The 25214-nt window shown below is 67.4% G+C and carries 23 protein-coding genes; 8 read left to right on the forward strand and 15 right to left on the reverse strand.

Going from position 1 to position 25214, the window contains the following annotated elements; all coding sequences use genetic code 11:
* Positions 1 to 457 precede the first annotated feature (457 nt).
* The 9 genes from N4261_RS04935 to N4261_RS04975 all read right to left on the reverse strand — a co-directional run bounded on the left by N4261_RS04935 (position 458) and on the right by N4261_RS04975 (position 9678).
* Positions 458 to 859 carry a copper-binding protein gene (locus N4261_RS04935; protein ID WP_261759102.1) on the reverse strand — a complete coding sequence of 134 codons (402 nt, stop codon included), beginning with the start codon at positions 857 to 859 and terminating at the stop codon, positions 458 to 460.
* A 76-nt stretch (positions 860 to 935) separates the two neighbouring features.
* Positions 936 to 2393, reverse strand: a complete 1458-nt coding sequence (locus N4261_RS04940; protein WP_261759103.1) for a multicopper oxidase family protein — start codon at positions 2391 to 2393, stop codon at positions 936 to 938.
* A gap of 23 nt (positions 2394 to 2416) precedes the next feature.
* Complete coding sequence (locus N4261_RS04945) at positions 2417 to 3916, reverse strand: TolC family protein (protein WP_261759104.1); 1500 nt, start codon at positions 3914 to 3916, stop codon at positions 2417 to 2419.
* 14 nt (positions 3917 to 3930) lie between these two features.
* The gene (locus tag N4261_RS04950) at positions 3931 to 4416 is read right to left on the reverse strand and encodes a hypothetical protein (RefSeq protein ID WP_261759105.1); all 486 of its coding nucleotides are present in this window, start codon (positions 4414 to 4416) and stop codon (positions 3931 to 3933) included.
* 97 nt (positions 4417 to 4513) lie between these two features.
* A complete protein-coding gene (locus N4261_RS04955; RefSeq protein WP_261759106.1) occupies positions 4514 to 5005 on the reverse strand; it encodes a hypothetical protein in 492 nt (163 codons plus the stop codon).
* A gap of 133 nt (positions 5006 to 5138) precedes the next feature.
* Complete coding sequence (locus tag N4261_RS04960) at positions 5139 to 5477, reverse strand: TonB family protein (protein WP_261759107.1); 339 nt, start codon at positions 5475 to 5477, stop codon at positions 5139 to 5141.
* Between the two features lie 74 nt (positions 5478 to 5551).
* Positions 5552 to 7111 (reverse strand): methyl-accepting chemotaxis protein, encoded by a 1560-nt coding sequence (locus N4261_RS04965; protein WP_261759108.1) that lies wholly within the window; start codon positions 7109 to 7111, stop codon positions 5552 to 5554.
* A gap of 278 nt (positions 7112 to 7389) precedes the next feature.
* Positions 7390 to 8964, reverse strand: coding sequence for a sensor domain-containing diguanylate cyclase (locus N4261_RS04970; RefSeq protein ID WP_261759109.1), 1575 nt, complete (start codon positions 8962 to 8964; stop codon positions 7390 to 7392).
* 3 nt (positions 8965 to 8967) lie between these two features.
* Positions 8968 to 9678 (reverse strand): YggS family pyridoxal phosphate-dependent enzyme, encoded by a 711-nt coding sequence (locus tag N4261_RS04975; RefSeq protein ID WP_261759110.1) that lies wholly within the window; start codon positions 9676 to 9678, stop codon positions 8968 to 8970.
* Between the two features lie 25 nt (positions 9679 to 9703).
* Between N4261_RS04975 and N4261_RS04980 the strand changes: the two genes are divergently transcribed.
* From N4261_RS04980 to N4261_RS04990, 3 genes are all read left to right on the forward strand, one after another.
* Positions 9704 to 10747, forward strand: a complete 1044-nt coding sequence (locus tag N4261_RS04980; protein ID WP_261759111.1) for a type IV pilus twitching motility protein PilT — start codon at positions 9704 to 9706, stop codon at positions 10745 to 10747.
* A gap of 355 nt (positions 10748 to 11102) precedes the next feature.
* Entirely contained in the window at positions 11103 to 12239 is a 1137-nt protein-coding gene (locus N4261_RS04985; RefSeq protein ID WP_261760612.1) for a PilT/PilU family type 4a pilus ATPase, read from the forward strand.
* Between the two features lie 40 nt (positions 12240 to 12279).
* Positions 12280 to 13182, forward strand: a complete 903-nt coding sequence (locus N4261_RS04990; protein ID WP_261759112.1) for an NAD(P)-dependent oxidoreductase — start codon at positions 12280 to 12282, stop codon at positions 13180 to 13182.
* Between the two features lie 307 nt (positions 13183 to 13489).
* Here N4261_RS04990 and N4261_RS04995 read toward each other — a convergent pair whose 3' ends face one another.
* The 3 genes from N4261_RS04995 to N4261_RS05005 all read right to left on the reverse strand — a co-directional run bounded on the left by N4261_RS04995 (position 13490) and on the right by N4261_RS05005 (position 15430).
* Positions 13490 to 14128: a BON domain-containing protein gene (locus N4261_RS04995; protein WP_261759113.1), complete on the reverse strand. Its 639-nt coding sequence runs from the start codon at positions 14126 to 14128 to the stop codon at positions 13490 to 13492.
* A gap of 133 nt (positions 14129 to 14261) precedes the next feature.
* Positions 14262 to 14831 carry an SIS domain-containing protein gene (locus tag N4261_RS05000; RefSeq protein ID WP_261759114.1) on the reverse strand — a complete coding sequence of 190 codons (570 nt, stop codon included), beginning with the start codon at positions 14829 to 14831 and terminating at the stop codon, positions 14262 to 14264.
* Positions 14832 to 15028: 197 nt separating this feature from the next.
* Entirely contained in the window at positions 15029 to 15430 is a 402-nt protein-coding gene (locus N4261_RS05005; protein WP_261759115.1) for a YraN family protein, read from the reverse strand.
* Positions 15431 to 15452: 22 nt separating this feature from the next.
* Between N4261_RS05005 and rsmI the strand changes: the two genes are divergently transcribed.
* The 4 genes from rsmI to N4261_RS05025 all read left to right on the forward strand — a co-directional run bounded on the left by rsmI (position 15453) and on the right by N4261_RS05025 (position 19990).
* Positions 15453 to 16373 carry a 16S rRNA (cytidine(1402)-2'-O)-methyltransferase gene (gene rsmI, locus N4261_RS05010; protein ID WP_261760613.1) on the forward strand — a complete coding sequence of 307 codons (921 nt, stop codon included), beginning with the start codon at positions 15453 to 15455 and terminating at the stop codon, positions 16371 to 16373.
* A 277-nt stretch (positions 16374 to 16650) separates the two neighbouring features.
* Positions 16651 to 18114: a metalloprotease TldD gene (gene tldD, locus N4261_RS05015; protein ID WP_261759116.1), complete on the forward strand. Its 1464-nt coding sequence runs from the start codon at positions 16651 to 16653 to the stop codon at positions 18112 to 18114.
* A gap of 331 nt (positions 18115 to 18445) precedes the next feature.
* The gene (locus N4261_RS05020) at positions 18446 to 19585 is read left to right on the forward strand and encodes a 3-deoxy-7-phosphoheptulonate synthase (protein ID WP_261759117.1); all 1140 of its coding nucleotides are present in this window, start codon (positions 18446 to 18448) and stop codon (positions 19583 to 19585) included.
* Between the two features lie 93 nt (positions 19586 to 19678).
* Entirely contained in the window at positions 19679 to 19990 is a 312-nt protein-coding gene (locus N4261_RS05025; RefSeq protein ID WP_261759118.1) for a hypothetical protein, read from the forward strand.
* Between the two features lie 33 nt (positions 19991 to 20023).
* On the opposite strand, the gene N4261_RS05030 is transcribed toward N4261_RS05025, so the two are convergent.
* Positions 20024 to 20641, reverse strand: coding sequence for a trimeric intracellular cation channel family protein (locus tag N4261_RS05030; RefSeq protein ID WP_261759119.1), 618 nt, complete (start codon positions 20639 to 20641; stop codon positions 20024 to 20026).
* A 257-nt stretch (positions 20642 to 20898) separates the two neighbouring features.
* On the opposite strand from N4261_RS05030, the gene htpG reads away from it, so the two are divergent.
* Positions 20899 to 22800 carry a molecular chaperone HtpG gene (htpG, locus tag N4261_RS05035; protein WP_261759120.1) on the forward strand — a complete coding sequence of 634 codons (1902 nt, stop codon included), beginning with the start codon at positions 20899 to 20901 and terminating at the stop codon, positions 22798 to 22800.
* 45 nt (positions 22801 to 22845) lie between these two features.
* Here htpG and N4261_RS05040 read toward each other — a convergent pair whose 3' ends face one another.
* On the reverse strand, positions 22846 to 23865 hold the full coding sequence (locus N4261_RS05040) for a serine/threonine protein kinase (protein WP_261759121.1): 1020 nt from the start codon (positions 23863 to 23865) through the stop codon (positions 22846 to 22848).
* A gap of 86 nt (positions 23866 to 23951) precedes the next feature.
* Positions 23952 to 24821, reverse strand: a complete 870-nt coding sequence (locus N4261_RS05045) for a DUF2726 domain-containing protein (protein WP_261759122.1) — start codon at positions 24819 to 24821, stop codon at positions 23952 to 23954.
* Between the last annotated feature and the right edge of the window lie 393 nt (positions 24822 to 25214).

The raw sequence follows: 25214 nt of genomic DNA on the forward strand, positions 1-25214 counted from the left end.
TGGAGGACGGGAGGGCTTGGGGTTTGTGCGCTGAGCACGGGCCCCATGCCCTCGCGGCCATCGCGCCGAGCGGGGCAGGTGGGCAGTCCCGCTACAGACAGAACGATGGAAAAGACGGACCAGCCGCAGCAGGACGGTCCCACGATGGCCTCGGTCGCAAAACCAATGCAGGCAGAACGTGGTGGAGGACGGGAGGGCTTGGGGTTTGTGCGCTGAGCACGGGCCCCATGCCCTCGCGGCCATCGCGCCGAGCGGGGCAGGTGGGCGGTCCCGCCACAGACAGAACGACGGAAGAAACGAACCGGCCGCCGCAGGACATTCCCACGATGGCCTCGGTCGCAAAACCAATGCAGGCAAAACGTGGTGGAGGACGGGAAGGCTTGGGGTTTGTGCGGTGAGCACAGGGCCCCATGCCCTCGCCGCCGTCGCGCGGAACGGGGCAGGTGGGCGGTCCCCGTCAGCGCGACGAACGGGAGCGCAGCTCGGTGATCATGGGCGTCCCTTGGATCAACTGAATCCGCACCTCGACCGAGTCACCGGGCTTGAGCGCGGCGAGTTGCTCGGCAGACAGCAGCCCGGGTTTGACCCGGAAGGGCATGGTCATGCCGGGCATGTCGAGATGGCGAATCTCGCCGTGCTTGAGGGTGATGCGCTGTTGGGCGGTGTCGATGCGGCGAATCTCTGCGCCGATCCAGTCCTCTGCGGACGCTGCGTCACCGACGGCAGAGGAGGCGGACGCTGTGGCTGAAGGCGCGTGGTCGTGCGCGTGTTCCTGCGCGGTTGCAGGCGTCTGGAACATCGGCAGCGAGAGCAGGCCGACGAGCAGCAGGCGTGACGGGGAGGTGAGCGTGAAGTTCATGGTGAATGGTGGGGATCGAGATTGGAAGTCGAAGGGGATGACTCGAGCGGAGCAGCACACGAAGGCGGCGCAGGACTCAGTGCCCGTGATGCCCGTGCCCATCGGGCTTGCGGACGCGGAGTGGCTCCGAAGCGGGCCTGGTGGATGCGGCCTCTGATGCGCCAGCCGTCGGACGAGGCGGGTGCTGATGAGCCGTTGGCATCGGCGATGACGGTGCTTCACCGGGCGTTTCCACACGCCGCGCCACCGAACCCGCGGGAGCGCGATACCAGCCCGGATCGCTGTAGTCACCGGGCTTCTGGTCCGCCCGGACTTTCACCACGCTGAACATGCCGCCCATTTCAAGCGACCCGTGCGGCCCTTGACCGGACATCATCGGCACCGTGTTCTCGGGAATCGGCATCTCCATTTCGGCCATGTCGGCCATGCCGCGCTCGCCCATGGCCATGTAGTCCGGGATGATCTTGTTGATGCGGGACGCCAGCCCGCGGTGGTCGACGCCGATCAGCGTATCGACCGCGTGGCCCATGGCATTCATCGTGTGGTGGCTCTTGTGGCAGTGAAGGGCCCAGTCGCCCGGCTCGTCCGCCACGAACTCGATCTGGCGCATCTGGCCGACCGCCACGTCGGTGGTCACCTCCGGCCAGCGCGCGGCGGGCGGCACCGGTCCACCGTCCGTGCCGGTGACCTGGAACTCATGGCCGTGCAGGTGGATCGGATGGTTGGTCATCGTGAGGTTGCCCACGCGGATCCGCACCCGGTCGCCCTGCCGCACATTGAGCGTGTCGATGCCGGGGAACACACGGCTGTTCCAGGTCCAGAGGTTGAAGTCGGTCATCGTCGAGATGCGCGGGGTGTAGCTGCCGGGATCGATGTCGTAGCTCGACAGCAGGAAGCAGAAGTCCCGCTGCACCGTCGCTATCGCCGGATGGTGGGCTTTCGGATGGGTGACCCAGAAGCCCATCATGCCCATGGCCATCTGCGTCATTTCATCCGCATGCGGGTGGTACATGAAGGTCCCGGGACGACGCGCGACGAATTCATAGACGAAGGTTTCGCCCGGCCGGATGGCCGGCTGCGTCAGACCGGACACACCGTCCATGCCATTGGGCAGGCGCTGGCCGTGCCAATGCACGCTGGTGTGCTCCGGCAGCCGGTTGGTGACGTAGAGGCGCACCCGGTCGCCTTCCACGACTTCGATCGTGGGGCCTGGCGACTGGCCGTTGTAGCCCCACAGGTGGGCCGTGCAGCCCGGTGCCAGTTCGCGCACCACCGGCTCTGCGACGAGGTGGAATTCCTTGACGCCATCGCGCAGGCGCCAGGGCAAGGTCCAGCCGTTGAGGGTGACCACCGGCTGGTAGGGCCGGCCGTCCGGCGGCGACAACGGCGGTGCGGTGTCCGGGGTGTCGCGCTGCATGGCGTCGGGAATCGCAGCCAATGCCACACGGGAAACGGCCGCGGCATTCACCGCGCCGGCCACGCCGACCGCAGCGCCGGCGGCCATCTGGGCGAAGAGGTTTCTTCGGGAGATCATGGGTGTCCTTGGAGAGGTCGCGCTCAATGCGCGGCACCGCTGGCATCGGTCGACGCGCCAGGGGTTGAGGAAGTGTTGGGGCTGGCGCTGGACGCGGTGTCATGCACCGGTCCCAGCAGGCTTTGAGACAGCGTGGCTTCGGCCAGCCAGAAGTCGCGCTGGGCGCCAAGGGCGGCGGAGACGGCACGCGCCTGCGCCCGCGCATCGGCCAGCAGGTCCATGACGCCGATCAGCATGCCGTTGTAGCGCAGCAGGGTTTCGTCCGAGACCTGGCGAGCCAGCGGCAGCAACTCGTCGTGATGTCGACGCGCGATGCGCCACGCGGCCTGCGCGCGCTCGCTCGCCTCCCGCACTTCGGAGCGGGCGTCGATCGCGGTCTGCGCCGTCTGTTCCACCGACTGCAGATAGGCCTGCTGTGCCCCGACGATGCGCGCCTGTCCCCAATCGAACAGCGGCACCTCGAGGCTGAGGTCCAGTCCGCGTTGTGTCGGCGCCTGGTTGCTGCTGTTGCGTTGCAGCCCGAGTTCCAGCGCATTGAGGCGGCCGGTCTGGCGCGTCAGCCCCAGTTGCGCGGCGAGGGCCTCGGACTGGCGCTTGGCGGCCTGGATGTCGAGCCGCTGGGCCACGGCCGTTCGCTCCAGGTCGTCGGCCTGGCGGAACGTCGATGGCACGTCGGGCAGACGCTCAGGCAGACTCAGCCGCGCGACATCGTCGCCCCACAGTCCGATTGCACGGATCAAGGCCTCCCGCTCGCGAACGGCCTGCAGTTGCGCCTGCTCCATCGCCAGTTGTGCTTCGGCCAGCACCGCCCGTTCGCGGGCGAGTCGCAGCGCGCTGACGTTGCCGGCCTGCCGCATGCGCAGCGTCAGCTCAGCGCCGGCTGAAGCGGAGTCCAGCACGGTCCGGGCATGGGCCTGTTGCGCCTGCGCCGCGACCGCGTCGATCCAGCGCCGCCGCGCCTGCCCCGCGATGTCCAGCAACTGCTGGGCGACGCGCGCCTGCTCGCGTGCCAGGGTGCGGGCGCTCGCGTCCTGCCGTGCGGGGCGGCCCAGCAGGGCCAGCAGGTTGACGCTGAGGCCGCGCTCGATCTCACGCTCGTCGCCGCGCACCAGACGTCCGAGGCTGAGGACCGGGTTGGGCCACAACAGCGTCTGCACCCGTTCGGATTCGGCCATGCCGAGGCCGTAGAGGCTGGCCTGCAGCCCGCGGTGGTTCAGCAACGCCAGTTGCACGGCGGCCTGTGCATCCAGCGGCTGCGCGAGCAGGGCCTCGGTGCGCTGGCGTGCGGCGGCGCGTTGGTCATCCGTCTGTTGCAGCGGCAGGTCAGCGCTCAGCCAGGCCTGACTCTGCTGCTGGACTGGCGCGATGGCTTGTTCCGGCGACAGCGAGGCGCAGCCGCCCAACAGCACGGCGGCAGCCGAGGCGAGCACACTGCCGAGGGCACGCCGCTTCGTCGCTCGGTGCTGCAGGCTGGTGGACGGCGCGGCACGGGCCGCCGTGGAGGGAATCGTCTGTGACGACATGGTGGTGAACTCCCTCAATCCGGGTGATGGTGATGGCCCGCCGCTGGCGCGGATGCCGCTGCGGCGGGGGGCGGCGTTGGCGCGGCTGGAGGGGCCTTGGCCTGGGCGGCTTGGCTTTCTCGCAGCAAGGCGCGCCAGCCGCCGGCCTCGTGCACACGGCGATTGGCCTGGCGCCAGTCGCCGACACCCGGATCCATCACGGCCCGGCTGGACGGTGTCATCGCCTCCGACATGGCGGTTGACGTGGATGCCGATGCCGGCGGCAAGCGCTGCCCCTCAGACGCAGAGGGGCGGGATCGCGTCGCGCCTTGGCCCGGGTCGCTGGGATCTGCATCGGGCAGGCGAGTCGCGGCGGTCGCCGCAGGCGGGGTCGGGGTGGCCGCCACGGTGGCGGCGGCTGCAGCGGGCGGCGCAGCGATCGAGGCCGCGCTTGCGCTCACCAGCACGGCGATCGCAAGCGCCGACGCCGAGACGGGCGTGAAAGAAGTTCGAGAAGGCATGGCTTCCTCGCAAGATGAACAGGGACGGTACCGATGCGCCCGGCGATTTCAACCAGGGCGTGACGGCAGCGGATCCGGCGCCGGGGGCGCCGGTTGTTCAGGCGAGGAAGGTTTTCGGCGGCCGGTCGAGCGCCTGCGGCGGCTGATCGGGAGCGCCCGCGGTTCGACGCGTGGGGGCCGCATCGCGCAGGTTCTGCTCGGCCAGAGGCAATGACGCCATCGGCAGGGCCGCACCGATGCAGCACTGCAGGCAGATGCCGCAGTGATGATCAGCGCCGGCGTGATCGTCGCCGCTGGCAGCATCGCCGGCCGACGCCAAGGCGTGTCCGTGGTGGCTGCCTTGGTCGCTGACTTGGACGCTGTGGTCCATTTCGCCCATGTCGGCGCAAGCCGATGGCATCGCCGTTGACATCGCCATCGACATCGCCATCGTGTGGGCAGGCCCCGGGGTGGCGGGCATCAGTGCCATACCGAGGGCCATGGTGGCCGCCAGCGCGCCTTGCAGCGGCAGCATCAGGCTCAGCAGCGCGAGCACCAGCCAGCGGCTCCAGAGGAGTCGACGGTGGGCGGGGGCGATGCGGGCGCGCATGGGGCGCAGTGTAAGGGGCCGATGACCGACCGGTGCGGGCGGCCCCCGCGCGATGCGGGATTTCTGACCCGGGCGGCCCCAAGAAAAAAGGGACCGCTCGTGAGCGGTCCCCCTTTGGATGAGCCGGTGAGACTCAGTCTTCGTTCTTGAACACCAGCTTGACCTCGTGGGTCTGCTTTTCGCCGCTGGCTTCGAACTTCCAGTCCATCAGGGCGCGGGTGACGGCCTTGTCGAAGACCTTGCGCGGTTCGGCTTCCAGGATTTCGACGCCCGAGACCTTGCCGTCCGGATCGATGTTCATCTTGGCGCGGACCGAGCCGGCGGAGATCGACTGGCGGGCGGCTTCCGGCGGGAACTCCGGCGGCACCTTCTTGATGATCTTCGGGGTGGCGTAGGCGCCGGCGCTCAGCAGCACGGCGGCGGTCAGGCCCAGAAGGCCACGGGAAAGTTGCTTGATCAGGGGCTTGCTCATCTTGGGACCTCGTACGTCTTGGGTGAGGAAAGTAGGGTTGTCCGGGTGGGAACGCGGGGTCGGGTGATCGGCGATCAGCTCGCGGAGCGCGCCGTGCTGAAGAAGCCCACTGCCTGCACCAGGCGGGAGCTGCTTTCGCGCAGCGAGTCGGTGGAGCGGGTCAGCTCGTCCACCAGGGTGGTGTTCTGCTGGGTGGTGCGGTCGAGTTCGTTCATGGCGTTGTTCACCACGCCGACGCCGGCCGCCTGTTCCTGGGCCGAGTGCGAGATTTCCTCGATCAACTGGCCCATGTTGTTGACCTCGTCCACCACCGAGCGGATGGTGGCGCCCGCGTTGTTGACCAGGGCGGTGCCGTTCTCGACCTTGACGGACGATTCCTGGATCAGCACCTTGATTTCCTTGGCCGCCTGCGCCGAACGCGAGGCCAGCGCGCGCACTTCCGAAGCCACCACCGCAAAGCCCTTGCCGTGTTCGCCGGCGCGGGCCGCTTCCACTGCGGCGTTCAGCGCCAGGATGTTGGTCTGGAAGGCAATGCCGTCGATCACACCGATGATGTCGCCGATCTTGCGCGAGCTGGCGCTGATCTCTTCCATCGTCGAGACGACCTGGCTCACCACATTGCCGCCGGCAGAGGCCGACTGGCGCGCCTTGGCGGCGATGCCGGAGGCCTTGCGGGTCAGTTCGCTGGCGCCGTTGAGGTTGGAGGCAATCTGCTCCACCGACGCGGCGGTGTTTTGCAGGCTCTCGGCCGAGCGCGCGGTGCGGTCCGACAGATCGACATTGCTGCCGGCGATCTCATTGGAGTTGTGGGCCACTTCGCCGGCGGCCGCGCTCACGCTGGCCACCACGCCGGACAAGGCGTTCTGCATGTCGCGCATGGCGTGCAGCATCTGCGCCAGTTCATCGGTGCCTTCGACATCGATGTGCTGCGACAGGTCGCCCGAGCTGATCGCCTGGGCGGCATCCTTGGCCTTGCGGGCCGGCACGACGATCGAGCGGGCGATGGTCAGGCCGCCGACACCGCCGATCAGCACCGCCACCACCACCAGGGCGCCGGTGACCAGGATCGACTGGTTGGCCAGCTTGGCGCCGGATTCGGCCAGGGCACGGGCGTTGCCGAACTGCAGCTCGACCAGCGCCTTCAGGCCTTCCTGATAGGCCTGCTGGGCCGGACGCACGTCGGTGATCAGGCTTTCGCGGGCTTCGTCAGGGCTGCCGTCCTGCTGGATCTTCAGGAACTTGGAGACCGCAGCGGTGAACTTGTTCTGCTGCTCGTGGACCACGGCCACGACGTCCTTGTCCTTGGTGTCGGCCACCTTGGCTTCCAGCTCGGCGAGCTGCTTGTCGCTGTCGGCCAGGGCTTCGGCAATGGCGGCCTTCTGCTTCTTGATCTGACGCGCTTCGTCGAGCAGCAGCAGATCGCGCGAGGCGCGGGCAATGATGTTGACGTTGCCTTCCAGTGCATTGGCCGAAGCGATCTTCAGCAGGCTGGAGTTGGCGGTCTGGTCCAGGTCGTGAGAGAGGCGGCCGGCGTTGTGTGCGCCATAGGCGCCGATGATGATCAGCAGCAGGATGAGGAGCGTATAGCTCAGCGTCAGGCGCTGCCCGATGCGCAGGCGGGACAGAAACGACATGGATTCCCTCGCGTGGAAATGAGTTGTTGATGACGGTTTCTTGACGCTCTTCGACGTCTACCGTGCAACGGCTTCGGCCGGATCATCGGTGCACTTGATTCGGGTTATCCACGCTGGATTTCCGGGCCCGTGAATTCTGACGCGGCACCTGCAACTGTTTGAAAAAGGCGTTTCCTCCTGCTTGGTGGAAGCCCTAATAGGGTTGTTACAGGGAGCCTGAGAAATGCGCGCTGATCGCACGGAACGCCCATGCCGAGGGCGTTTGACGGCTGACGGGGTCAGTCGTTGCGGGTGCCCGTTTCGGCACCGGGCGCATCGGCGGTGGCTTCCGTCTCCACGCGATTGCGGCCCCCTTGCTTGGCCCGGTAGAGCGCGGCATCGGCGCGGCGCAGGGCGTTTTCGATGCCTTCGTCCTCGGCCCGCATCACCGCGACGCCGATGCTGACGGTGTACCTGATCAGCGGTCCGGTCTCCCGCGCCGCCCCTTCGGGCGGCGGCCCTTGGACCTGGGCATCGGCAATGCGGACCCGCAGGCGTTCGGCGAACTGCAGTGCTCCCGGCAGGTCGGTGTGGGCCAGGCCAATGACGAATTCCTCGCCGCCGTATCGACCCGGCAGATCCACTTCACGCGAGGCGTCCTGCAGCGTCCGCGCCAGCGCGCGGATGACGGCATCGCCGGCGGCATGGCCGTAGCGGTCGTTCACCAGCTTGAAGTGGTCGATGTCCAGCATCAGGACGGCCGCCGGTGTGCGGTAGCGCCGCACCGCGCGAAGCAGCGCACGCAGGCCGTCTTCGGCGGCCATTCGGTTGACCAGGCCGGAGAGGCCGTCGGTGCGGGAGCGTTGTTCCAGCTCGGCGTTCACCCGGGCCAGTTGCATGACCAGGGCTTCGGTCGATCGCAGCCAGCGCGACAGCGCCTGATAGCCGAACTGCCCGACGAACAGCACGATCAAGGTGAAGACCCAGAAGAACACCCAGGCGGTGCTCAGCATGACGCGGGCCGCTTCGGCGAGCTGGCCCCAGTCCCGGCTGTCCAGAGCCAGCCGCAGTTGCAGCGAGCCCAGTCCCAGACTCACCAGACCGAAGCCCTGCACCGCCAGCACGATGGCCAGCAACAGCCCCAACCCGAGCGCGCGGCGGCCGGCGGGTGTGGGATGGCGCAGTTCCGGCCGGCGCTGCAGCCAACGCCACAGCGGCGGCCAGGTGAAGGCCAGCAGCGGGCCGGCGATCAGCAGGCTTTGCGCAAAGGCACCGAGCCACCAGCCCTGCCAGATTGGCAACTGCTCGCCCGCGCCGAGCTGGCGGGTGTGGGTCCAGATCAGGGCCCCGGTGGAGCTGAGCACCGCCGCCACAAAGCTCAGCGGCACATAGAACATCCAGCTGCGTCGGGTGCGCAGCGCGCGGGAGGCGCCGACGGCCCGGTACCCCAGCGCCATCACGCCCAGGCCGATCGGATTGGCGGCGGCGAAGATCAGGGCCCAGGTCGGCGCCATGTCGGCGTCCAGCGCCAGCGCCAGGGTGGCGACATACGCGGGCGGTGCGCCCCAGCGCCAGCCGAAGCACAGCGTCCACCACAGGCACAGGCTCAGCGGCGGGAAGATGCTCAGGTACAGATGCCCGGCCGGGTCTGGGTCATCGCTCATGCCGACCACCGAGGGCAGGGGGATGGCCAGTCCGGACCAGTTCAGCCGCACGCTCAGCAGTCCCAGGGCCACCGCAGCCACCAGGGTCAGCAGCCAGCCGCCCAGAATGAACAGGCGCTCCTGATGGGTGCCTTCACGCAGCAACGCCATCAGCGACAGGCTGCCCGGGAGTTCGGGCAACCATTCGCCGGGGCGCGGCAGCGTGCTCATCGGCTAGGCCGGTCGCTCGGGCGGCGGGGTCCGGGCGCCAAAGATGGCCGTGCCCACCCGCACCACGGTGGCGCCTTCCAGGATGGCGGCCTCCAGGTCGGCGGTCATGCCCATGCTCAGGGTGTCCAGTGCCAGGCCGTCGCGGTTGAGCGCCGCCAGCAGTTCGGCCAGGGCGCGGTGGGGCTCACGTTGCTCGGCCAGGCTCGCCGCCGGCTCAGGGATGGCCATCAGGCCGCGCAGCCGCACCCGAGGCAGGGCTTCCACGGCCTGCGCCAGGGCCGGCACGTCGGCCGGTGCGACGCCGCTCTTGCTGGCCTCGCCGCTGATGTTGACCTGCAGGCACAGCTGCAGCGGGGGCAGCTCGGGCGGCCGCTGCTCGGACAGGCGCTGGGCGATCTTGAGCCGGTCCACGCTGTGCACCCAGTCGAAGCTTTCGGCCACCACCCGGGTCTTGTTGCTTTGCAGCGGTCCGATCAGGTGCCATTCCACCTGCGCGCGCAGATCCGCCAGGCTGGCGATCTTGTCGATGCCTTCCTGGACATAGTTTTCGCCGAAGCGCCGCTCGCCGGCCTCAAAGGCGGCGCGGACATCTTCCGCAGGGAAAGTCTTTGTTACGACCAGCAGCGTGACGCTGTGCACAGGGCGCGACGCCTGCTCACAAGCCCGCTCCATGCGGGCGCGCAGCTGTTGTATGTTCTCGGAGATCGTCGCCATAATCGCCCAGGCTTTTCCTCATCCCATGGACATCACTCAACTGCTGGCATTCTCGGTCAAGAACAAGGCTTCTGACCTCCACCTCTCGGCCGGACTGCCGCCGATGATCCGTGTGCATGGAGATGTGCGCCGGATCAATGTCGAACCGCTCGAGCACCGCCAGGTGCACGACATGGTCTACGACATCATGAGCGATGCGCAGCGCAAGGCTTATGAAGAGACGCTGGAAGTCGACTTCTCGTTCGAGATCCAGGGCCTGGCGCGCTTCCGCGTCAACGCCTTCAATCACAACCGGGGCTCCGGGGCGGTCTTCCGGACGATTCCGTCCAAGATCCTGACGCTGGAACAGCTCAGCGCGCCCAAGGTGTTTGCCGAGCTGGCGCTCAAGCCGCGCGGCATGGTGCTGGTGACCGGTCCGACTGGCTCCGGCAAGAGCACGACCTTGGCCGCCATGGTCAATCACCTGAACGAAAACGAGTACGGCCACATCCTCACGATCGAGGATCCGATCGAATTCGTGCATGAATCCAAGAAGTGCCTCATCAACCAGCGCGAGGTGGGGCCGCAGACGCTGAGCTTCTCCAACGCGCTGCGTTCGGCGCTGCGGGAAGACCCGGACTGCATCCTGGTGGGCGAGTTGCGTGACCTGGAAACCATCCGCCTGGCGCTGACCGCGGCCGAAACCGGCCACTTGGTCTTCGGCACGCTGCACACGTCCTCGGCCGCGAAGACGGTGGACCGGATCGTCGACGTGTTCCCGGCGGCGGAAAAGGACATGGTGCGGGCGATGCTGTCCGAATCGCTGGTCGCGGTGATTTCGCAGACCTTGTGCAAAACCAAGGACGGCGCGGGCCGGGTGGCGGCGCACGAGATCATGCTGGGCACCTCGGCCATCCGCAACCTGATCCGGGAGAACAAGGTCGCGCAGATGTATTCGTCGATCCAGACCGGTAACAACCTGGGCATGCAGACGCTGGACCAGAACCTGACGGAACTGGTGCGTCGCAATGTCATTTCGCCCGCGGAAGCCCGCGGCAAGGCGAAGTTTCCCGAAAACTTTCCCGGGTGAGATGGGGCCCCCGGTTTGGCCGGCCCTAGAGGCCGACCAAACCACCCCCCAAGGGGATCGGGCCGGCTTGGGGCGGCCCGGCGCTCGGCCCGTGGTGCGGTCTTCACCTCCGCCGGCTGCGCGGCTACAGCGGACACGTCATTCGGGCAGCGGGGACGTTCTCTGTAGCGCTTGACGGAGCTCCGCCCGAGTTGGCCGACGCGGTCGATGGCCGGGCTGGCGAGCTGGAATCTGGATGGTCGGTCGGGGGGCCGTCATCGGGCGGCGGGCATGGAATTGATTGGTCGAGGCGGCTTGCCGGCTCTTCTCTGTTTATGTAGGTTGGTCCGTGGGGCCGGCTTCAATAGGATTTCGTATGGAACGCGATCAGGCGACAAAGTTCATCAACGATTTGCTGCGCCTGATGGTGTCGCGCAAGGGGTCGGACTTGTTCCTCACAGCCGATTTCCCGCCGGCCATCAAGGTGGATGGCAAGGTGACGAAGGTGTCGCCGCAGCCGCTCACCGGGCAGCACACGCTGCAGTTGGCGCGCTCGATCATGAACGACAAGCAGGCGGCCGATTTCGAGCGCACGAAGGAGTGCAATTTCGCGATCTCGCCGCAAGGCATCGGGCGCTTCCGCGTCAACGCCTATATCCAGCAAAGCCATGTGGCCCTGGTGCTGCGGACCATCCCCCAGATCCTGCCGACGGTGGAATCCCTGGATCTGCCCCCGATCCTCAAGGACGTGGTGCAAACCAAGCGCGGGCTGGTGATCCTGGTCGGCGCCACCGGCTCCGGCAAGAGCACCTCGCTCGCCGCAATGGTGGACCATCGCAATGAAACCACCTACGGCCACATCATCACGATCGAAGATCCGGTGGAGTTCGTGCATCCGCACAAGAACTGCATCATCAGCCAGCGCGAGGTGGGCCTGGACACCGAAGGCTGGGAGCAGGCGCTGAAGAACACGCTGCGTCAGGCCCCCGACGTGATCCTGATGGGCGAAATCCGCGATCGCGAAACCATGGAGCATGCGGTGGCCTTCGCCGAAACCGGCCACCTGTGCATGGCCACGCTGCACGCCAACAGCGCCAACCAGGCGCTGGACCGGATCATCAACTTCTTCCCGGAAGAACGTCGCGCCCAGCTGCTGATGGATCTGTCGCTGAACCTGAAGGCCCTGGTGTCGCAACGCCTGTTGCCGCGTCAGGAAGGCAAGGGCCGTATCGCCGCCGTCGAGATCCTGCTCAACACGCCGCTGATCTCCGACCTGATCTTCAAGGGCGATGTGGGCGAGATCAAGGAAATCATGAAGCGCTCGCGCGAGCTCGGCATGCAGACCTTCGACCAGGCGCTGTTCGATCTCTATGAGATGGGCAAGGTGACCTACGAAGACGCGCTGCGCAATGCGGACTCGGTGAATGACCTGCGTCTGCAGATCAAGCTCAACAGCGAGCGGGCCCGCAGCGGCGATCTGTCCTCCGGCACCGAGCATTTCTCGATCGTCTGATGGCGGTGGCCGTCCCCTCCACGTTCCGAACAGGTTCCCCATGAGCAGCATCGGCTCCCGCAGCTACGACGCGACGCCGTCGATCCGTGTCGCCTTCCTCGGCCTCGGCGTGATGGGCTTTCCCATGGCCGGCCATCTGGCCCGCGCCGGCCATCAGGTCACCGTCTACAACCGCACCGCGGCCAAGGCGCAGGCCTGGGTGGCCGAGTTCGGTGGCGCGTCCGCTGCCACGCCGCGCGAAGCCGCGCAGGGCGCTGCACTGGTGTTCGCCTGCGTCGGCAACGATGCGGACCTGCGCTCGGTGGTGCTGGGTGATGACGGCGCCTTTGCCGGCATGGCCGCAGGCGCCGTGTTTGTCGATCACACCACCGCGTCCGCAGAAATCGCCCGTGAGCTTCATGCGCAGGCCCAGCAGCGCGGTCTGCATTTTGTCGACGCGCCGGTGTCCGGCGGTCAGGCTGGCGCCGTCAACGGTGCGCTGACGGTGATGTGCGGCGGCGATGAGGCACCGTTCGAGCGGGCCCGCCCGCTGGCGCTGCACTTCGGCAAGGCGGTGACCCGCATCGGTGATGCGGGCGCCGGTCAATTGGCCAAGATGGTCAACCAGATCTGCATCGCCGGCATCGTGCAGGGCCTGTCGGAGGCGATCGCCTTCGGCCAGAAGAGCGGGCTGCCGATGTCGCTGGTGCTGGACGTCATCGGCAAGGGCGCGGCCCAGAGCTGGCAGATGGACAACCGCGGCAAAACCATGGTGGAGGACAAGTTCGACTTCGGCTTCGCCGTCGATTGGATGCGCAAGGACCTCGGCCTGGTGCTCGAGGAGGCCCGCAGCAACGGCGCGCGCCTGCCGCTGACCGCGCTGGTCGACCAGTTCTATGCCGATGTCCAGGCCCAGGGCGGCGGACGTCTGGACACGTCCAGCCTGATCAAACGCCTGCGCTGAAGCGGTATTTCAAGCGCTGATTCAAGCGTTGATTCGCGAACGCGCATCCAAGGCCGCACGCAGGCGCCCACGAAAAAGCCGGTCCGAGGACCGGCTTTTTGCTGTCTGTCGTTCGCGCTGGCCGTCGGCGGCCCGATCGGCACTGCTTGCGGCACGGGCCGAACCCGTCGACGCTTCTAGAGCGGCGCGATCGCCCCCTAGCGCCACCCAACGTCGCCCCGGCGCCATCCACCAGCCGGCCCATGACGACCGATGGCCGTTGATGGCCATCGGGGGCGGTTCGGGGATGACGCCCGGCGTCGCCCGGTCAGGGGTTGGACGATGCGGGCTTGGCGGGCTGCTGGCCCATGGCGGCCAGTTCGGCCTCGGTGATGATTTCCATGGCGCGGACCACCTTCTGCACGCCGCGCACGCCGCGAGCGATGTCGGAGGCACGGCTGGCTTCACGCTCGGTGACCCGGCCCATGATGTAGACGTTGCCGCGTTCGACCACCACGTAGAACGCGTTGGTGATCAGGTCTTTGGCATCGACCAGGCTGGCCTTGACCTTGGCGGCGATGGCGACGTCGTTGGCCCGGCTGGACAGCGAGCTCAGCATGCCGACGCCGACCTCGTTGAGCACCGAATTCACGTTCTCGACACCGCGGGCGATGTTCTCGACCGCCGCGCGGTCTTCGTCATTGCGGGTCTCGCCGGTCAGCAGCACCATGCGGTTGTAGCTGTTGACATTGATGTGCACGCGATCGCCCAACTGTTCACGGATGCGGTTGGCGGTCTTGAGCTCGATGCCCTGGTCCTCCAGTTGGGTGCCGGAGGTGCGACGGTCGGTCACCACGAAGGCGCTGCCGACAGCGGCGCCGCCCAGCATCAGCGGCACACAGGCGGTTTGCAGCAACGCGCCGCCCAGGGCAGCGACCAGGAGCAGGGTGCGGGTCTTGTTGATCATCGTCGGGTCCTTCGGGAATCGTGCGCGGGAGGTGGAGGAGGAGGTGGGGCGCCATCAGGCGGCCTGTGGAACGGACCGGCAGGGCGGCGCGGGCTGGCCCGCTGTCAGACAACGCCACGGCAGGGCGATCGGATTACTCGGTCGCACCCAGCAGTTGCAGGTCGATCGCATCGGCCAGGCAGTGAGAGAGCAAACGGTGCGCCTCCGCCACCCGGGCGAAACGGCTGTGCGGCACGCGCAGTTGCACATCGGTGTCGAGCAGGGCGCCGCGCCAGTCGTCGTCCTGGGTGCCGCTGAGCACGATGACGCTCATCTCCTGCCCATGCGCGACCTGCAGCAGCGCACCGACAGCGCCGCTGGACTGGTTCTCGAACAGTAGCAGCAGGTCGCCGGGATGCCCCAGGGTCTGAACCTGACGCATCAGGGCCGAGGCGGGATCGCTGTAGCCCTGGGCCTGCGCATCCAGTGCGATGGCGGCCAGGCCCGGGCGCTCCTGTTCGAAGCGGCCGGCCAGCAGCGAGGCCAGCGCGGTGGCGTCCGCCGCCGAGATGCCGAGCCCGGCGCACCAGACCCGTCCGCCGCCGGTCAGGGCGTCCACCATCATTTGAGCGGCCACTGCGAGCGGCCGCGACAGGCCTTCGGCGATCTGATAGAGCAGATCGGCGCTTTCGAAGAACTGTTGTTGTATGCGTTGTTCCAACATGAGCGCGGATGATAAGTGCTAACCCGGCCCCTTCCGACGCAGCCTCGTCTCGCGCCTGCGGCAAGGCGTTGCGAGCGGTTGCGAGGTGTAGCGGGGCGCCCTGAGGGCGCCGGGGCGGCGGCGTCCGCTTCGGCTTCGGCGGCTGTGTCGGCGCTGGCGATGGCGATGGCGTCCGCGTCCGCGTCCGCCCGGCAGCTTCAGTCGGGCGGCGACGACCAGGCACTGCTGCTGTCGAAGGCCCCTGGCAGCCACTCGATGGCCTCGCCGTCGATGGCGACGATGTCGAAGCGGCAGGGCGGGGTGATCCGCAGGGTGCGCAGGTAGTGACCGGCCGCGAAGATGATGCGCCGCTGCTTGGCCGGTGTGATGCTGGCCGCCGCGCCGCCGTGCGAGGCATCGCTGCGGGCGCGCACTTCGACGAACACCAGCGTGCCGTCGGGCGCTCGCATGATCAGATCGACCTCACCGCCCCGGGCGTGGGGACCGCGCGCGACCCGATAATTGCGCTCCGCCAGACGCAGGCCTTGGCGGTTCAGGTAGTTCAACGCGCGGGTTTCGGCATCGTCGCCGCGCGATTTTGTGGAGAGTGTCTTGAACATCCCCTCGTCTCCGTCCAGCTCGATGAGCGAGGCGGCAGCCGCCGCCGCCGGGCATCAGCAGTATCCGGCGGGCACCCTCTATCTGGTGGCCACACCGATCGGAAACTTGGCCGATATCAGTCTCCGGGCGATTCATCTGCTGGGCCTGGTGGATGCAGTCGCCTGCGAGGACACCCGAGTGAGTGCGCAACTGCTGCGCTGGCTCGGTCTGCACAAGCCGATGGTGGCGCTGCATCAGCACAACGAGCAGACCGCCGCCGAAGCCGTGGTCGCCCGTCTGCGCCAGGGCGAACGCATCGCCTACATCAGCGATGCGGGCACGCCGGCGGTGTCCGACCCCGGTGCCGTGCTGGTGGCGGCCGCGCAGCGTGCCGGCGTGCGGGTGCTGCCGCTGCCCGGCGCCAGCAGCGCGATCACCGCGCTGAGCGCGGCCGGGGATGCGCGGGCGCAGGGTTTTCGATTCGTCGGCTTCCTGCCGACCAAGGCGGCCGAGCGTCGCAGCGCGGTGCAGGCCTTGGGCGGTGCCGCGCACAGCCAGATCCTGTTCGAGGCGCCCCATCGCATCGAGGACCTGCTCGGCCTGCTGGCAGAGCTGGTGCCTTCGCAGTCGCTCACGCTCTGCCGGGAGCTGACCAAGCAGTTCGAGACCGTCCACACCGCCCTCTGTTCGGACTTTCCTGCCTGGCTGGCGGCTGACAAACAGCGCGAGCGGGGTGAATTCGTGCTGGTGCTGCATGCGGCGCCGCCGGCTGAGAACACCGGTCTGCCGGACGAAGCGCTGAGGGTGCTCCGGCTGCTGATGCGGGAATTGCCGCTGAAGCAGGCGGTGGGACTCGCCTCCGAGATCAGCGGTTCGCCGCGCAATGCGCTTTATCAGCAGGCGCTGGCATGGAAACAGGACGCCGACGGCGATGACGACGCCGCAGGAGATGACGCGACCTAGGCGCTGACGCCGGTCGCGTTCGCTGTGAGCGTCGACCGGCTGCCGGCAGACCGCGACCAGCGACCAGCGACCAGCGACCGGAGACCAGCGACCAGCGACCAGCGACCAGTGACCAGTGACCAGTGACCAGTGACCAGTGACCAGTGACCAGCTACCGGCGAGCGACTGCCGTTTCCCGCCGCCGTTGCCTCCGTCTGGCTTCCGGTTCCATCCCCGCCGTAAGGGCCGGGAATCCATCTGCTGGGCATGGGCGGGGCGGCTGCCTACAATCAGTCGCATGATTTCGCGCGAACCCACCCTCGCCCGCCTGGTCACTGCCCGTGCCCAGTTGCTCGAACCTTTCGGGCTCACTGACCAAACCCTCTCGCAGGCCTTGCGCCTGATCACCGAACACCGGGTCGATGATGCCGACCTCTACTTCCAGACCACCCGCTCCGAGGGCTGGAGCCTGGAAGAGGGCATCGTCAAGAGCGGCAGCTTCTCGATCGACCAGGGCGTCGGCGTGCGCGCGGTCGCCGGCGAGAAGACGGCGTTCGCCTATTCCGATGACATTTCCGAAGCCGCGCTGCTGGATGCCGCCCGCACGGTGCGTGCGATCGCCTCCGCCGGCCAGAGCCGCCGGGTGAAGGTCCCCAGCGAGCCCACGGTGGCGGCCAGCCGGGCCCTCTACGGCGATGCCGATCCCATCGCCAGCCTGGACAGCACCCAGAAGGTGGCCCTGTTGGAGCGCACCGAGAAGATGGCGCGGGCCAAGGATCCGCGCGTCGTCCAGGTGATGGCGGGTCTCGCGGCCGAGCATGAGGTGGTGCTGATCGCCCGCGCCGATGGCACGCTGGCCGCCGATGTGCGGCCGCTGGTGCGGCTGTCGGTGACGGTGATCGCCGAGAGCAACGGCCGGCGCGAAGTCGGTTCCGGCGGCGGCGGCGGCCGGTTCGGCCTGGCCTATTTCACCGACGAGATGATCGCCTCGTATGTGGACCATGCGGTGAGCTCCGCCCTGACCAACCTGGAATCCCGCCCGGCACCGGCCGGCGAGATGACCGTGGTGCTCGGCCCGGGCTGGCCGGGCGTGCTGCTGCACGAGGCCGTCGGCCATGGCCTGGAAGGCGACTTCAATCGCAAGGGCTCCAGCACCTTCTCCGGTCGCATCGGGGAGCGGGTCGCGTCCAAGGGCGTGACGGTGCTGGACGACGGCACCCTGCCGGATCGTCGCGGTTCGCTGAATGTCGACGACGAAGGCTGTGCCTCGCAGCGCAATGTGCTGATCGAGGACGGCATCCTGAAGGGCTACATCCAGGACGCGATGAATGCGCGCCTGATGAAGGTCGCGCCCACCGGCAACGGTCGCCGCGAAAGTTACGCGCATGTGCCGATGCCGCGCATGACCAATACCTACATGCTGGGTGGCGACAAGGATCCGAAGGAAATCATCGCCAGCATCAAGAAGGGCCTGTACGCCACCAACTTCGGCGGCGGTCAGGTGGATATCACATCGGGCAAGTTCGTCTTCTCGGCCAGCGAAGCCTTCTGGGTCGAGAACGGTCAGATCCAGTACCCGGTCAAGGGCGCGACGCTGATCGGCAATGGCCCGGATGCGATGAACCGCGTCAGCATGATCGGCAACGACATGCAGCTCGATACCGGCGTCGGCGTCTGCGGCAAGGAAGGCCAAAGCGTCCCCGTGGGCGTGGGCCAGCCGACCCTGCGCATCGACGGTCTGACCGTCGGCGGCACGGCCTGACCCCGCGGGCAACGCGACAAAGGGACCGGCCGATGCAGCGCTTGGACCGTTCAACGTCGTGCGGCAGTCACACGGCTGCGCTTGACGGCGCGCGGTGGGCGCGTGCACTATGGGTCCCTATGCGTTCTGTCGGCCAGTTTTATTTTGCTTATTTTTGGTTCTCGCACCGCCCCGGCGGAGGAGAGGCGAACGCATAAGCAAGCGCCACTGAATCCTCAAGAAACCGCCGGGCCCTCCAGCCCGGCGGTTTTTTTTCGCCGGTCTCGGGAACGGCGCGAGGAAGGCCCGAAACGGCCGCGCTTCCCCACCGACCTCAATGAAAGCGTCACCCATGAATGCCAAGTCGACCAGCCCCTATCCCACCTCGCCGCAGGCGGAGCGCTGGTATTCGCCGCAGGACAAGACCAGCCAGACCGACGACGAACGCATCCTGGACATCACGCCCTTGCCGCCTCCCGAACACCTCATCCGCTTCTTCCCGATCCGTGGCACGGCCATGGAGCAACTGGTGGTCGGCACCCGCCAGCGCATCCGCGACATCATGCAGCGCCGCGACGACCGGCTGCTGGTGATCATCGGACCGTGCTCGATCCACGATCCGGTCGCCGCGCTGGAATATGCGCGCCGGTTGGTGCCGCTGCGGGCGCAGTACGGCGATACGCTGGAGATCGTGATGCGGGTCTATTTCGAGAAGCCGCGCACCACCGTCGGCTGGAAGGGGCTGATCAACGACCCCTACCTGGATGAGAGCTACCGCATCGACGAGGGCCTGCGCATCGCCCGCCAGCTGCTGCTGGAGATCAACCGGCTGGGCATGCCCGCCGGCTCCGAATTCCTCGATGTGATCTCCCCGCAGTACATCGGCGACCTGATCAGCTGGGGCGCGATCGGCGCCCGCACCACCGAGAGCCAGGTGCACCGCGAGCTGGCCTCCGGGCTGTCGGCACCGATCGGCTTCAAGAACGGGACCGACGGCAACATCAAGATCGCCACCGACGCCATCCAGGCCGCAGCGCGTCCGCACCATTTCCTGTCGGTGCACAAGAACGGGCAGGTGGCGATTGTCGAGACCAAGGGCAACCCGGACTGCCACGTCATCCTGCGCGGCGGCAAGGCGCCGAACTACGACGCCGACAGCGTGGCCGCCGCCTGCGCCGATCTGGCGGCGTCCAAGCTCGACACCCGGTTGATGGTCGACTGCTCGCATGCGAACAGCAGCAAGCAGCATGAGCGCCAGCTCGACGTCGCCCGCGACATCGCCGAACAGATTCGTGGCGGCAGCACCCGGATCTTCGGCGTGATGGTGGAGAGTCATCTCAAGGGGGGTGCCCAGAAGTTCAGCCCCGGCAAGGATGATCCGGCCCAGCTCGAGTACGGCAAGAGCATCACCGACGCCTGCCTGGCCTGGGATGATTCTCTGGAGGTGCTCCAGGTCTTGAGCGATGCGGTGCGCGCGGCGCGAGGCACCTGAGCAACAATCCGACCCATTGGCCGAACAGCGACCGCCTGAGTCGCTGAAGGCCGAACGTCCGGTGGAGGCGCTGGCGTGAAGGGAGGGATGGGGATGCGCAGTGAGATCACGGTGGTGCTGGCGGCTGACCAGACGTGCCAGCTGGCGGTGGAGGCCGATGACGCGTGGCGCTTCGGCACCGCGCGCGACTGGTTGGACGAGCAGTTCGTCCTCCACCGCTGCGAGCCCTTGCGACGATCCGGCAAGGTGCTGCTGACCGACAAGGTGCTGGCCGTGGCCGCAGCCCTGGGCGTCGACGGCTTCGCCGATCCGGCGACCGCCCGCGCGTTTGCGCGCGCGGCGGCGGCGGCTCTGGGCAAATCGGTCGTGACGGTGGATGTGCCCCGGATGAGCGTCACCAGCTGAGGGAGGGCCGGTGGGCTCGTCCCGGTCCGATGCTCAGCCCAGCTGCAGCATCTGCAGCGCCGGCAACTGCCAGTTCCACTGCAACGCGGCCAGTCTCAGCGCCGCGACGCCGACCATCCCGATCACGAAGGCCCAGCGCACCGACAGGCCGGCGGCCTTGAGCAGGAAATACAAGGCGATGCCGCCGATGGCGGCCGTGGCATAGATGTCCTTGCGCAGCAGCAAGGGCGCCTGGCCGCTGAGCACGTCCCGCAGCACGCCGCCGCCACAGGCGGTGAGGGTGCCCATCAGCAGCGCCGGCAGCGGCTTGACGCCTTGTTCCTCCGCGATCTCGGTGCCGCAGAGCGCAAACAGCGCCAGGCCCAGGGCATCCACGACCTTCAGCATCATCAGGCCGTGCTCGGGAAACGGGCCGAACACCAGGGCGGTGAGGGCGCTGGCGATGATGACCAGCAGGTAGCGGGTGTCCTTCATCCAGAACACCGGGTGCCGATTGAGCAGCAGGTCGCGCAGGGTGCCCCCGCCGACCGCGGTCATCGCGGCCAGCACCAGCAGGCCGAACAGGTCCAGCCCCGCCTGCATCGCGGCCAGTGCGCCGCTGACGGCGAACACCGCCACGCCCATCAAATCGAACCAGTAGATCATCGGCATAGGGCGGGGAGTGTAGGGGGCCGCCCGGCGCCTCACCAAGGCTCGGCCAGCGGTGCCGCCCGGTGTCTCAACCCGCCGGGCAGGGGGCGTGTCGCTCGCCGGTGGGACTTGAAATCGCGCCGGGCCGCCTCACCTGCGCCGCTCAGCCTCTGGCGCTTTTGCTGTCCGAGGTGCTGCCGGCACGCGCCGGCAGCGATGACAATGACGGCTTCGCGCGTCGGCGCCTTTCCGCATCAATCCGCAAATCAGAACGAGTGATGGACAAGCAAACCCATTCCTTCCAGGCCGAGGTCAAGCAGATCCTGCATCTGGTGACCCATTCGCTCTACTCGAACAAGGAAATCTTCCTGCGCGAGTTGGTCAGCAATGCCTCCGATGCCTGCGACAAGCTGCGCTTCGAGGCGCTGGACAACACCGCGCTGTTCGAGGACCAACCCAATCTGGAGATCCGGGTCGCCTTCGACCCGACGGCCCGGACGGTGACCATCAGCGACAACGGCATCGGCCTGTCGACGGAAGAAGCCATCGCCCACCTCGGCACCATCGCCAAGAGCGGCACCCGTGAATTCATGGCCAAGCTGGAAGGCGACCAGAAGAAGGACGCCAACCTGATCGGCCAGTTCGGCGTGGGCTTCTATTCCGGCTTCATCGTGGCCGACCGCATCACCGTCGAGTCCCGCCGCGCCGGGCTGCCGGCCGAACAGGGCGTGCGCTGGACCTCGGAAGGCACCGGGGACTTCGAGGTCGAATCCATCGTCAAGCCCGGCCGCGGCACCGATGTGATCCTGCATCTGCGCGAGGGCGAGGACGAGTTCCTCAAGACCTGGCGCCTGAAGTCGGTGATCAGCAAGTATTCCGACCACATCTCGCTGCCCATCCTGATGCGCAAGGAGGAGTGGGATCCTGAGAAGACCGAGCCGGTCATCCAGGACGAGTGGGAGCCTGTGAACAAGGCCTCTGCCCTGTGGACCCGCAGCAAGAGCGACGTCACCCAGGACGAGTACGACAGCTTCTACAAGCAGATCAGCTACGACACCGAGGCGCCGCTGGCCTTCACCCACAACCGGGTCGAAGGCCGCAGCGAGTACACCCAGCTGCTCTACATCCCGGCCAAGGCCCCGTTCGACTTGTGGAACCGCGACAAGCGCGGCGGCGTGAAGCTCTATGTGAAGCGCGTCTTCATCATGGACGACGCCGAAGCCCTGATGCCGGTCTATCTGCGCTTCGTCAAGGGCGTGATCGACTCGGCCGACCTGCCGCTGAACGTGAGCCGCGAGCTGCTGCAGGAAAGCCGCGATGTGAAGGCGATCCGCGAAGGGTCGACCAAGCGGGTACTGTCGATGCTGGAGTCGCTGGCCAACAGCGAGGACGTGTCCGACAAGGACAAGTACGCCCGGTTCTGGAAGGACTTCGGCCAGGTGCTGAAGGAAGGCGTCGGCGAGGACCATGCCAACCAGGAGCGCTTGGTCAAGCTGCTGCGTTTTGCTTCCACCCATGCGGACGAGGGCGTCAGCTTCCAGGACTATGTGTCGCGCATGAAGGAGGGCCAGGAGGCCATCTACTACATCAGCGCCGACAACCTGGCCGCGGCGAAGAACAGCCCGCAACTCGAGATCTTCCGCAAGAAGGGCATCGAGGTGCTGCTGCTGGTGGACCGCGTTGACGAATGGATGCTCTCGCATCTGTACGAGTTCGAGGGCAAGTCGCTGCAGTCGGTGGCCAAGGGCTCGATCGACCTCGGTTCGCTGCAGGACGAGGAAGAAAAGAAGAAGGCGGAAGAAGCCGCCGAGACCTTCAAGCCCATGCTCGACCGGCTGAAGACTGCGCTCGAAGGCCGCGCCAAGGACGTGCGGGTGACCACCCGTCTGGTGGACTCGCCGGCCTGCATCGTGGTGGAAGAGGGCGACATCAGCGGTCACCTGGCCCGCATGCTGAAGCAGGCCGGTCAGACCGCCCCGCCGTCGCAACCGACGCTGGAAGTCAATCCGGACCATGCGCTGGTGCGCAAGCTGGGCGAGATCAGCGAGCAGCCGGACGCGTCCGCCCGCTTCCAGGACATGGCGCTGGTGATGTTCGACCAGGCCTTGCTGGCAGAAGGCGGTGTACTGGAAGATCCGGCCGCGTATGTGAAGCGGGTGAACGCGCTCCTGCTGGGCTGAGACCGGGTCGGCGGCGCGCGGCGGGACTGAGGCGGCGGGAGCCGCTCAGTCCCAGCTCGGCAGACTGTGCGCCTTGGCGGCTTCGGTCTGCATCGCATCCAGCTGGTCGCGCAGCTTGACGACCTGATCGCCCCAGTAGTTGGGCGTCCCGAACCACGGGAAGGCCAGCGGGAAGGCCGGGTCGTCCCAGCGCCGCGCCAGCCAGGCGCTGTGGTGGATCATGCGTTGGGTGCGCAGGGCCTCCACCAGCCGAAGCTCTCGCCAGTCAAACTCGCGCACGCTTTCATAGCCGTCGAGCAGCGCATCGAGTTGGCGGCGTGCCGCCTCCGGATCACCGGAGAGCAGCATCCACAAGTCCTGCACCGCCGGGCCCTGCGCGGCATCGTCCAGATCGACGAAGTGCGGGCCGTGGTCGGGCGTCCACAGGATGTTGCCGGGATGGCAGTCGCCGTGAAGTCGAACGCTCGCGCGTTGAGGCAAGGCATTGAAGGCGGCATCGATCGCCTCGATGCACTGTGCGGCGATGGCATGCCAATTTGCCGACAGCTCGGGTGCGAGCACCTCATGGGCCAGCAGCCAGTCGCGCGCATCACGAGCGGGGCCGGCGCTGTTCCAGCTCACTCGGTGTGCGAACGGTTGCCGCTGGCCCACCTCATGCAGGCGCGCCAGCAGTCGGCCGATCCAGCGCAGGACCTCGGGATCCTCCAGCTCCGGCGCCCGGCCCCCTTGACGCGGCGACACCGAGAACCGATGGCCGTGGAAGTGGCCCAGCGTGGTGGCTTGTCCGTCGAGGGTCAATGCCAGCGGTGCCACCACCGGCACCTCTGCATCCGCCAGTTCCTGAGCGAAGCGATGCTCCTCCAGGATCTGCGCATCGGTCCAGCGTCCTGGCCGATAGAACTTCGCCACCACCGCGCCGCCCTCCTCCAGATGGGCTTGCAGCACCCGGTTTTCGTAGGAGTTGAGCTGAAGCAGCCGCCCGTCGGGATGCAGGCCGGCGGCGTCGAGCGCATCCAGCATCAATTCGGGGGTGAGATGGCCAAAACCGGCCGGTGACGTGTGCATCTGCAATGAAGAACGGCGCTCACGCGCCCCCGGTCAGGAAAGGGGAAAGCGCGTAGCTTAGCGCCGTCGCCGGGGCAGCGCCCGGCTCAATGCTGGCGGAACCGGGGACTGTCGACCACGACGCCGACGATGTCGTCCGCTGCTTCGTCCGGGAATTGCGAGTCGGCGCCCCGGCCGCTCAGGCTGTCGCCCAGCGAGCCGCTGGCCCGTGGCCGGTAGCCGCGCGCACGCGGCTCGGCGGGGGTGACGGGGCTGGGTGGGGTGTCGGTCGGACCATTGAAGGCGTCGAACCGGCTGTCCGGGGCGAAGAAGGAATCGCTGAAGACCGGAGATTCGTTCCACAAGGTATTGCGCACCGGTGGCCGGCGTGCGGCCGAGGGCGCGGACGCCATCGGGGCCGCCACCGGCGCTCGTGCGGCAGGGGCGCGCTTGGCGGGCTGCGGGCTGCGCGCGCCTTGGTTGCTGTACGGCACCAGCAACTGAAGTTCAGACGCGCTGGGCAACTGCTCGGCCGTGGTGCGCAGGTAGCGAATGCGGCAGGCAGTCAGCACCGACTGCTTGATTTCCAGACTGCGCGCGGAGCCGGGGCGGCCGGTGTCCAGGTCGATTGCGGCCAGAACCCGTCCATTCGGGCTGCAGATGGCGAAGTTGACGCTGATGCCGCCCAGCAGGTCATACCAATAGCGCACGTCCTTGGCCTCGGTCGGCTGGCAGAAGCGCACGATCGGCAGCTTGCACATCACCAGGTGATGCGGCAGCGCCTCGCGCAGCAGGCGAAACACGCGGCGCTCATCGGTGCTGAACACCGGGCGGGCGGCCAACGACCATTGGGTCGGCAACGGCTTGCGTCGGCGGTGCTGACGTCGCGAAACCAGCACCATGGCCATGGCCACGACAACCAGTCCGGAAAGTCCGGCAATGATCCACGGCAGGTAGTGCTGCATGGTCCCAGGCATCAAAAAGAGGTGGCGTACGGTGCTGCCCCACTTCCCTTAGGCGACCCGTGACGAATCGCACGGTCGGACGGCGCCGTGCCTGAATCCGCGCGAATGTAGCTGAAAGGCGTTACAAAATGCATCCACGTCACCCCCTGAAACGGGTGGATCGAGTTGCATGAGCTCTCAGCACATCGCTCGGCAGGAGGCCTTTCTGGGCAAACCGGGTGCCGGACTTTCGCTCATGGCGCCTTGTTGGACCGGCACGATCTGGCGTATTTCGTCTCTCTCACGCATGGGAGACGTCGCTCATGCTTGGTGCTGGCGGCGTTCGCCGATGCGCGACGGCGCTCGCGCGGCGCTGTCGAGACCGGCCTCTCTCGCCGATCGCTTACGCCGTCACTCCATCACTCC

It is taken from the genome of Roseateles amylovorans, from assembly GCF_025398155.2.
Taxonomy (GTDB): domain Bacteria; phylum Pseudomonadota; class Gammaproteobacteria; order Burkholderiales; family Burkholderiaceae_C; genus Roseateles; species Roseateles amylovorans.

What these genes read in the sequence shown, in the direction of transcription:
- N4261_RS05005 (WP_261759115.1), bottom strand. Translation starts at nt 15,430, where the DNA reads ATGTTCAAGACACTCTCCACAAAATCGCGCGGCGACGATGCCGAAACC.
- N4261_RS04990 (WP_261759112.1), top strand. Translation starts at nt 12,280, where the DNA reads ATGAGCAGCATCGGCTCCCGCAGCTACGACGCGACGCCGTCGATCCGT.
- N4261_RS04955 (WP_261759106.1), bottom strand. Translation starts at nt 5,005, where the DNA reads ATGCGCGCCCGCATCGCCCCCGCCCACCGTCGACTCCTCTGGAGCCGC.
- N4261_RS05030 (WP_261759119.1), bottom strand. Translation starts at nt 20,641, where the DNA reads ATGCCGATGATCTACTGGTTCGATTTGATGGGCGTGGCGGTGTTCGCC.
- N4261_RS04950 (WP_261759105.1), bottom strand. Translation starts at nt 4,416, where the DNA reads ATGCCTTCTCGAACTTCTTTCACGCCCGTCTCGGCGTCGGCGCTTGCG.
- N4261_RS04980 (WP_261759111.1), top strand. Translation starts at nt 9,704, where the DNA reads ATGGACATCACTCAACTGCTGGCATTCTCGGTCAAGAACAAGGCTTCT.
- N4261_RS04960 (WP_261759107.1), bottom strand. Translation starts at nt 5,477, where the DNA reads ATGAGCAAGCCCCTGATCAAGCAACTTTCCCGTGGCCTTCTGGGCCTG.
- N4261_RS05000 (WP_261759114.1), bottom strand. Translation starts at nt 14,831, where the DNA reads ATGTTGGAACAACGCATACAACAACAGTTCTTCGAAAGCGCCGATCTG.
- rsmI (WP_261760613.1), top strand. Translation starts at nt 15,453, where the DNA reads ATGAGCGAGGCGGCAGCCGCCGCCGCCGGGCATCAGCAGTATCCGGCG.
- N4261_RS05025 (WP_261759118.1), top strand. Translation starts at nt 19,679, where the DNA reads ATGCGCAGTGAGATCACGGTGGTGCTGGCGGCTGACCAGACGTGCCAG.
- N4261_RS05020 (WP_261759117.1), top strand. Translation starts at nt 18,446, where the DNA reads ATGAATGCCAAGTCGACCAGCCCCTATCCCACCTCGCCGCAGGCGGAG.
- N4261_RS04970 (WP_261759109.1), bottom strand. Translation starts at nt 8,964, where the DNA reads ATGAGCACGCTGCCGCGCCCCGGCGAATGGTTGCCCGAACTCCCGGGC.
- N4261_RS04940 (WP_261759103.1), bottom strand. Translation starts at nt 2,393, where the DNA reads ATGATCTCCCGAAGAAACCTCTTCGCCCAGATGGCCGCCGGCGCTGCG.
- N4261_RS04935 (WP_261759102.1), bottom strand. Translation starts at nt 859, where the DNA reads ATGAACTTCACGCTCACCTCCCCGTCACGCCTGCTGCTCGTCGGCCTG.
- N4261_RS05040 (WP_261759121.1), bottom strand. Translation starts at nt 23,865, where the DNA reads ATGCACACGTCACCGGCCGGTTTTGGCCATCTCACCCCCGAATTGATG.
- N4261_RS04965 (WP_261759108.1), bottom strand. Translation starts at nt 7,111, where the DNA reads ATGTCGTTTCTGTCCCGCCTGCGCATCGGGCAGCGCCTGACGCTGAGC.
- N4261_RS05045 (WP_261759122.1), bottom strand. Translation starts at nt 24,821, where the DNA reads ATGCCTGGGACCATGCAGCACTACCTGCCGTGGATCATTGCCGGACTT.
- N4261_RS04985 (WP_261760612.1), top strand. Translation starts at nt 11,103, where the DNA reads ATGGAACGCGATCAGGCGACAAAGTTCATCAACGATTTGCTGCGCCTG.
- htpG (WP_261759120.1), top strand. Translation starts at nt 20,899, where the DNA reads ATGGACAAGCAAACCCATTCCTTCCAGGCCGAGGTCAAGCAGATCCTG.
- N4261_RS04975 (WP_261759110.1), bottom strand. Translation starts at nt 9,678, where the DNA reads ATGGCGACGATCTCCGAGAACATACAACAGCTGCGCGCCCGCATGGAG.
- N4261_RS04995 (WP_261759113.1), bottom strand. Translation starts at nt 14,128, where the DNA reads ATGATCAACAAGACCCGCACCCTGCTCCTGGTCGCTGCCCTGGGCGGC.
- tldD (WP_261759116.1), top strand. Translation starts at nt 16,651, where the DNA reads ATGATTTCGCGCGAACCCACCCTCGCCCGCCTGGTCACTGCCCGTGCC.
- N4261_RS04945 (WP_261759104.1), bottom strand. Translation starts at nt 3,916, where the DNA reads ATGTCGTCACAGACGATTCCCTCCACGGCGGCCCGTGCCGCGCCGTCC.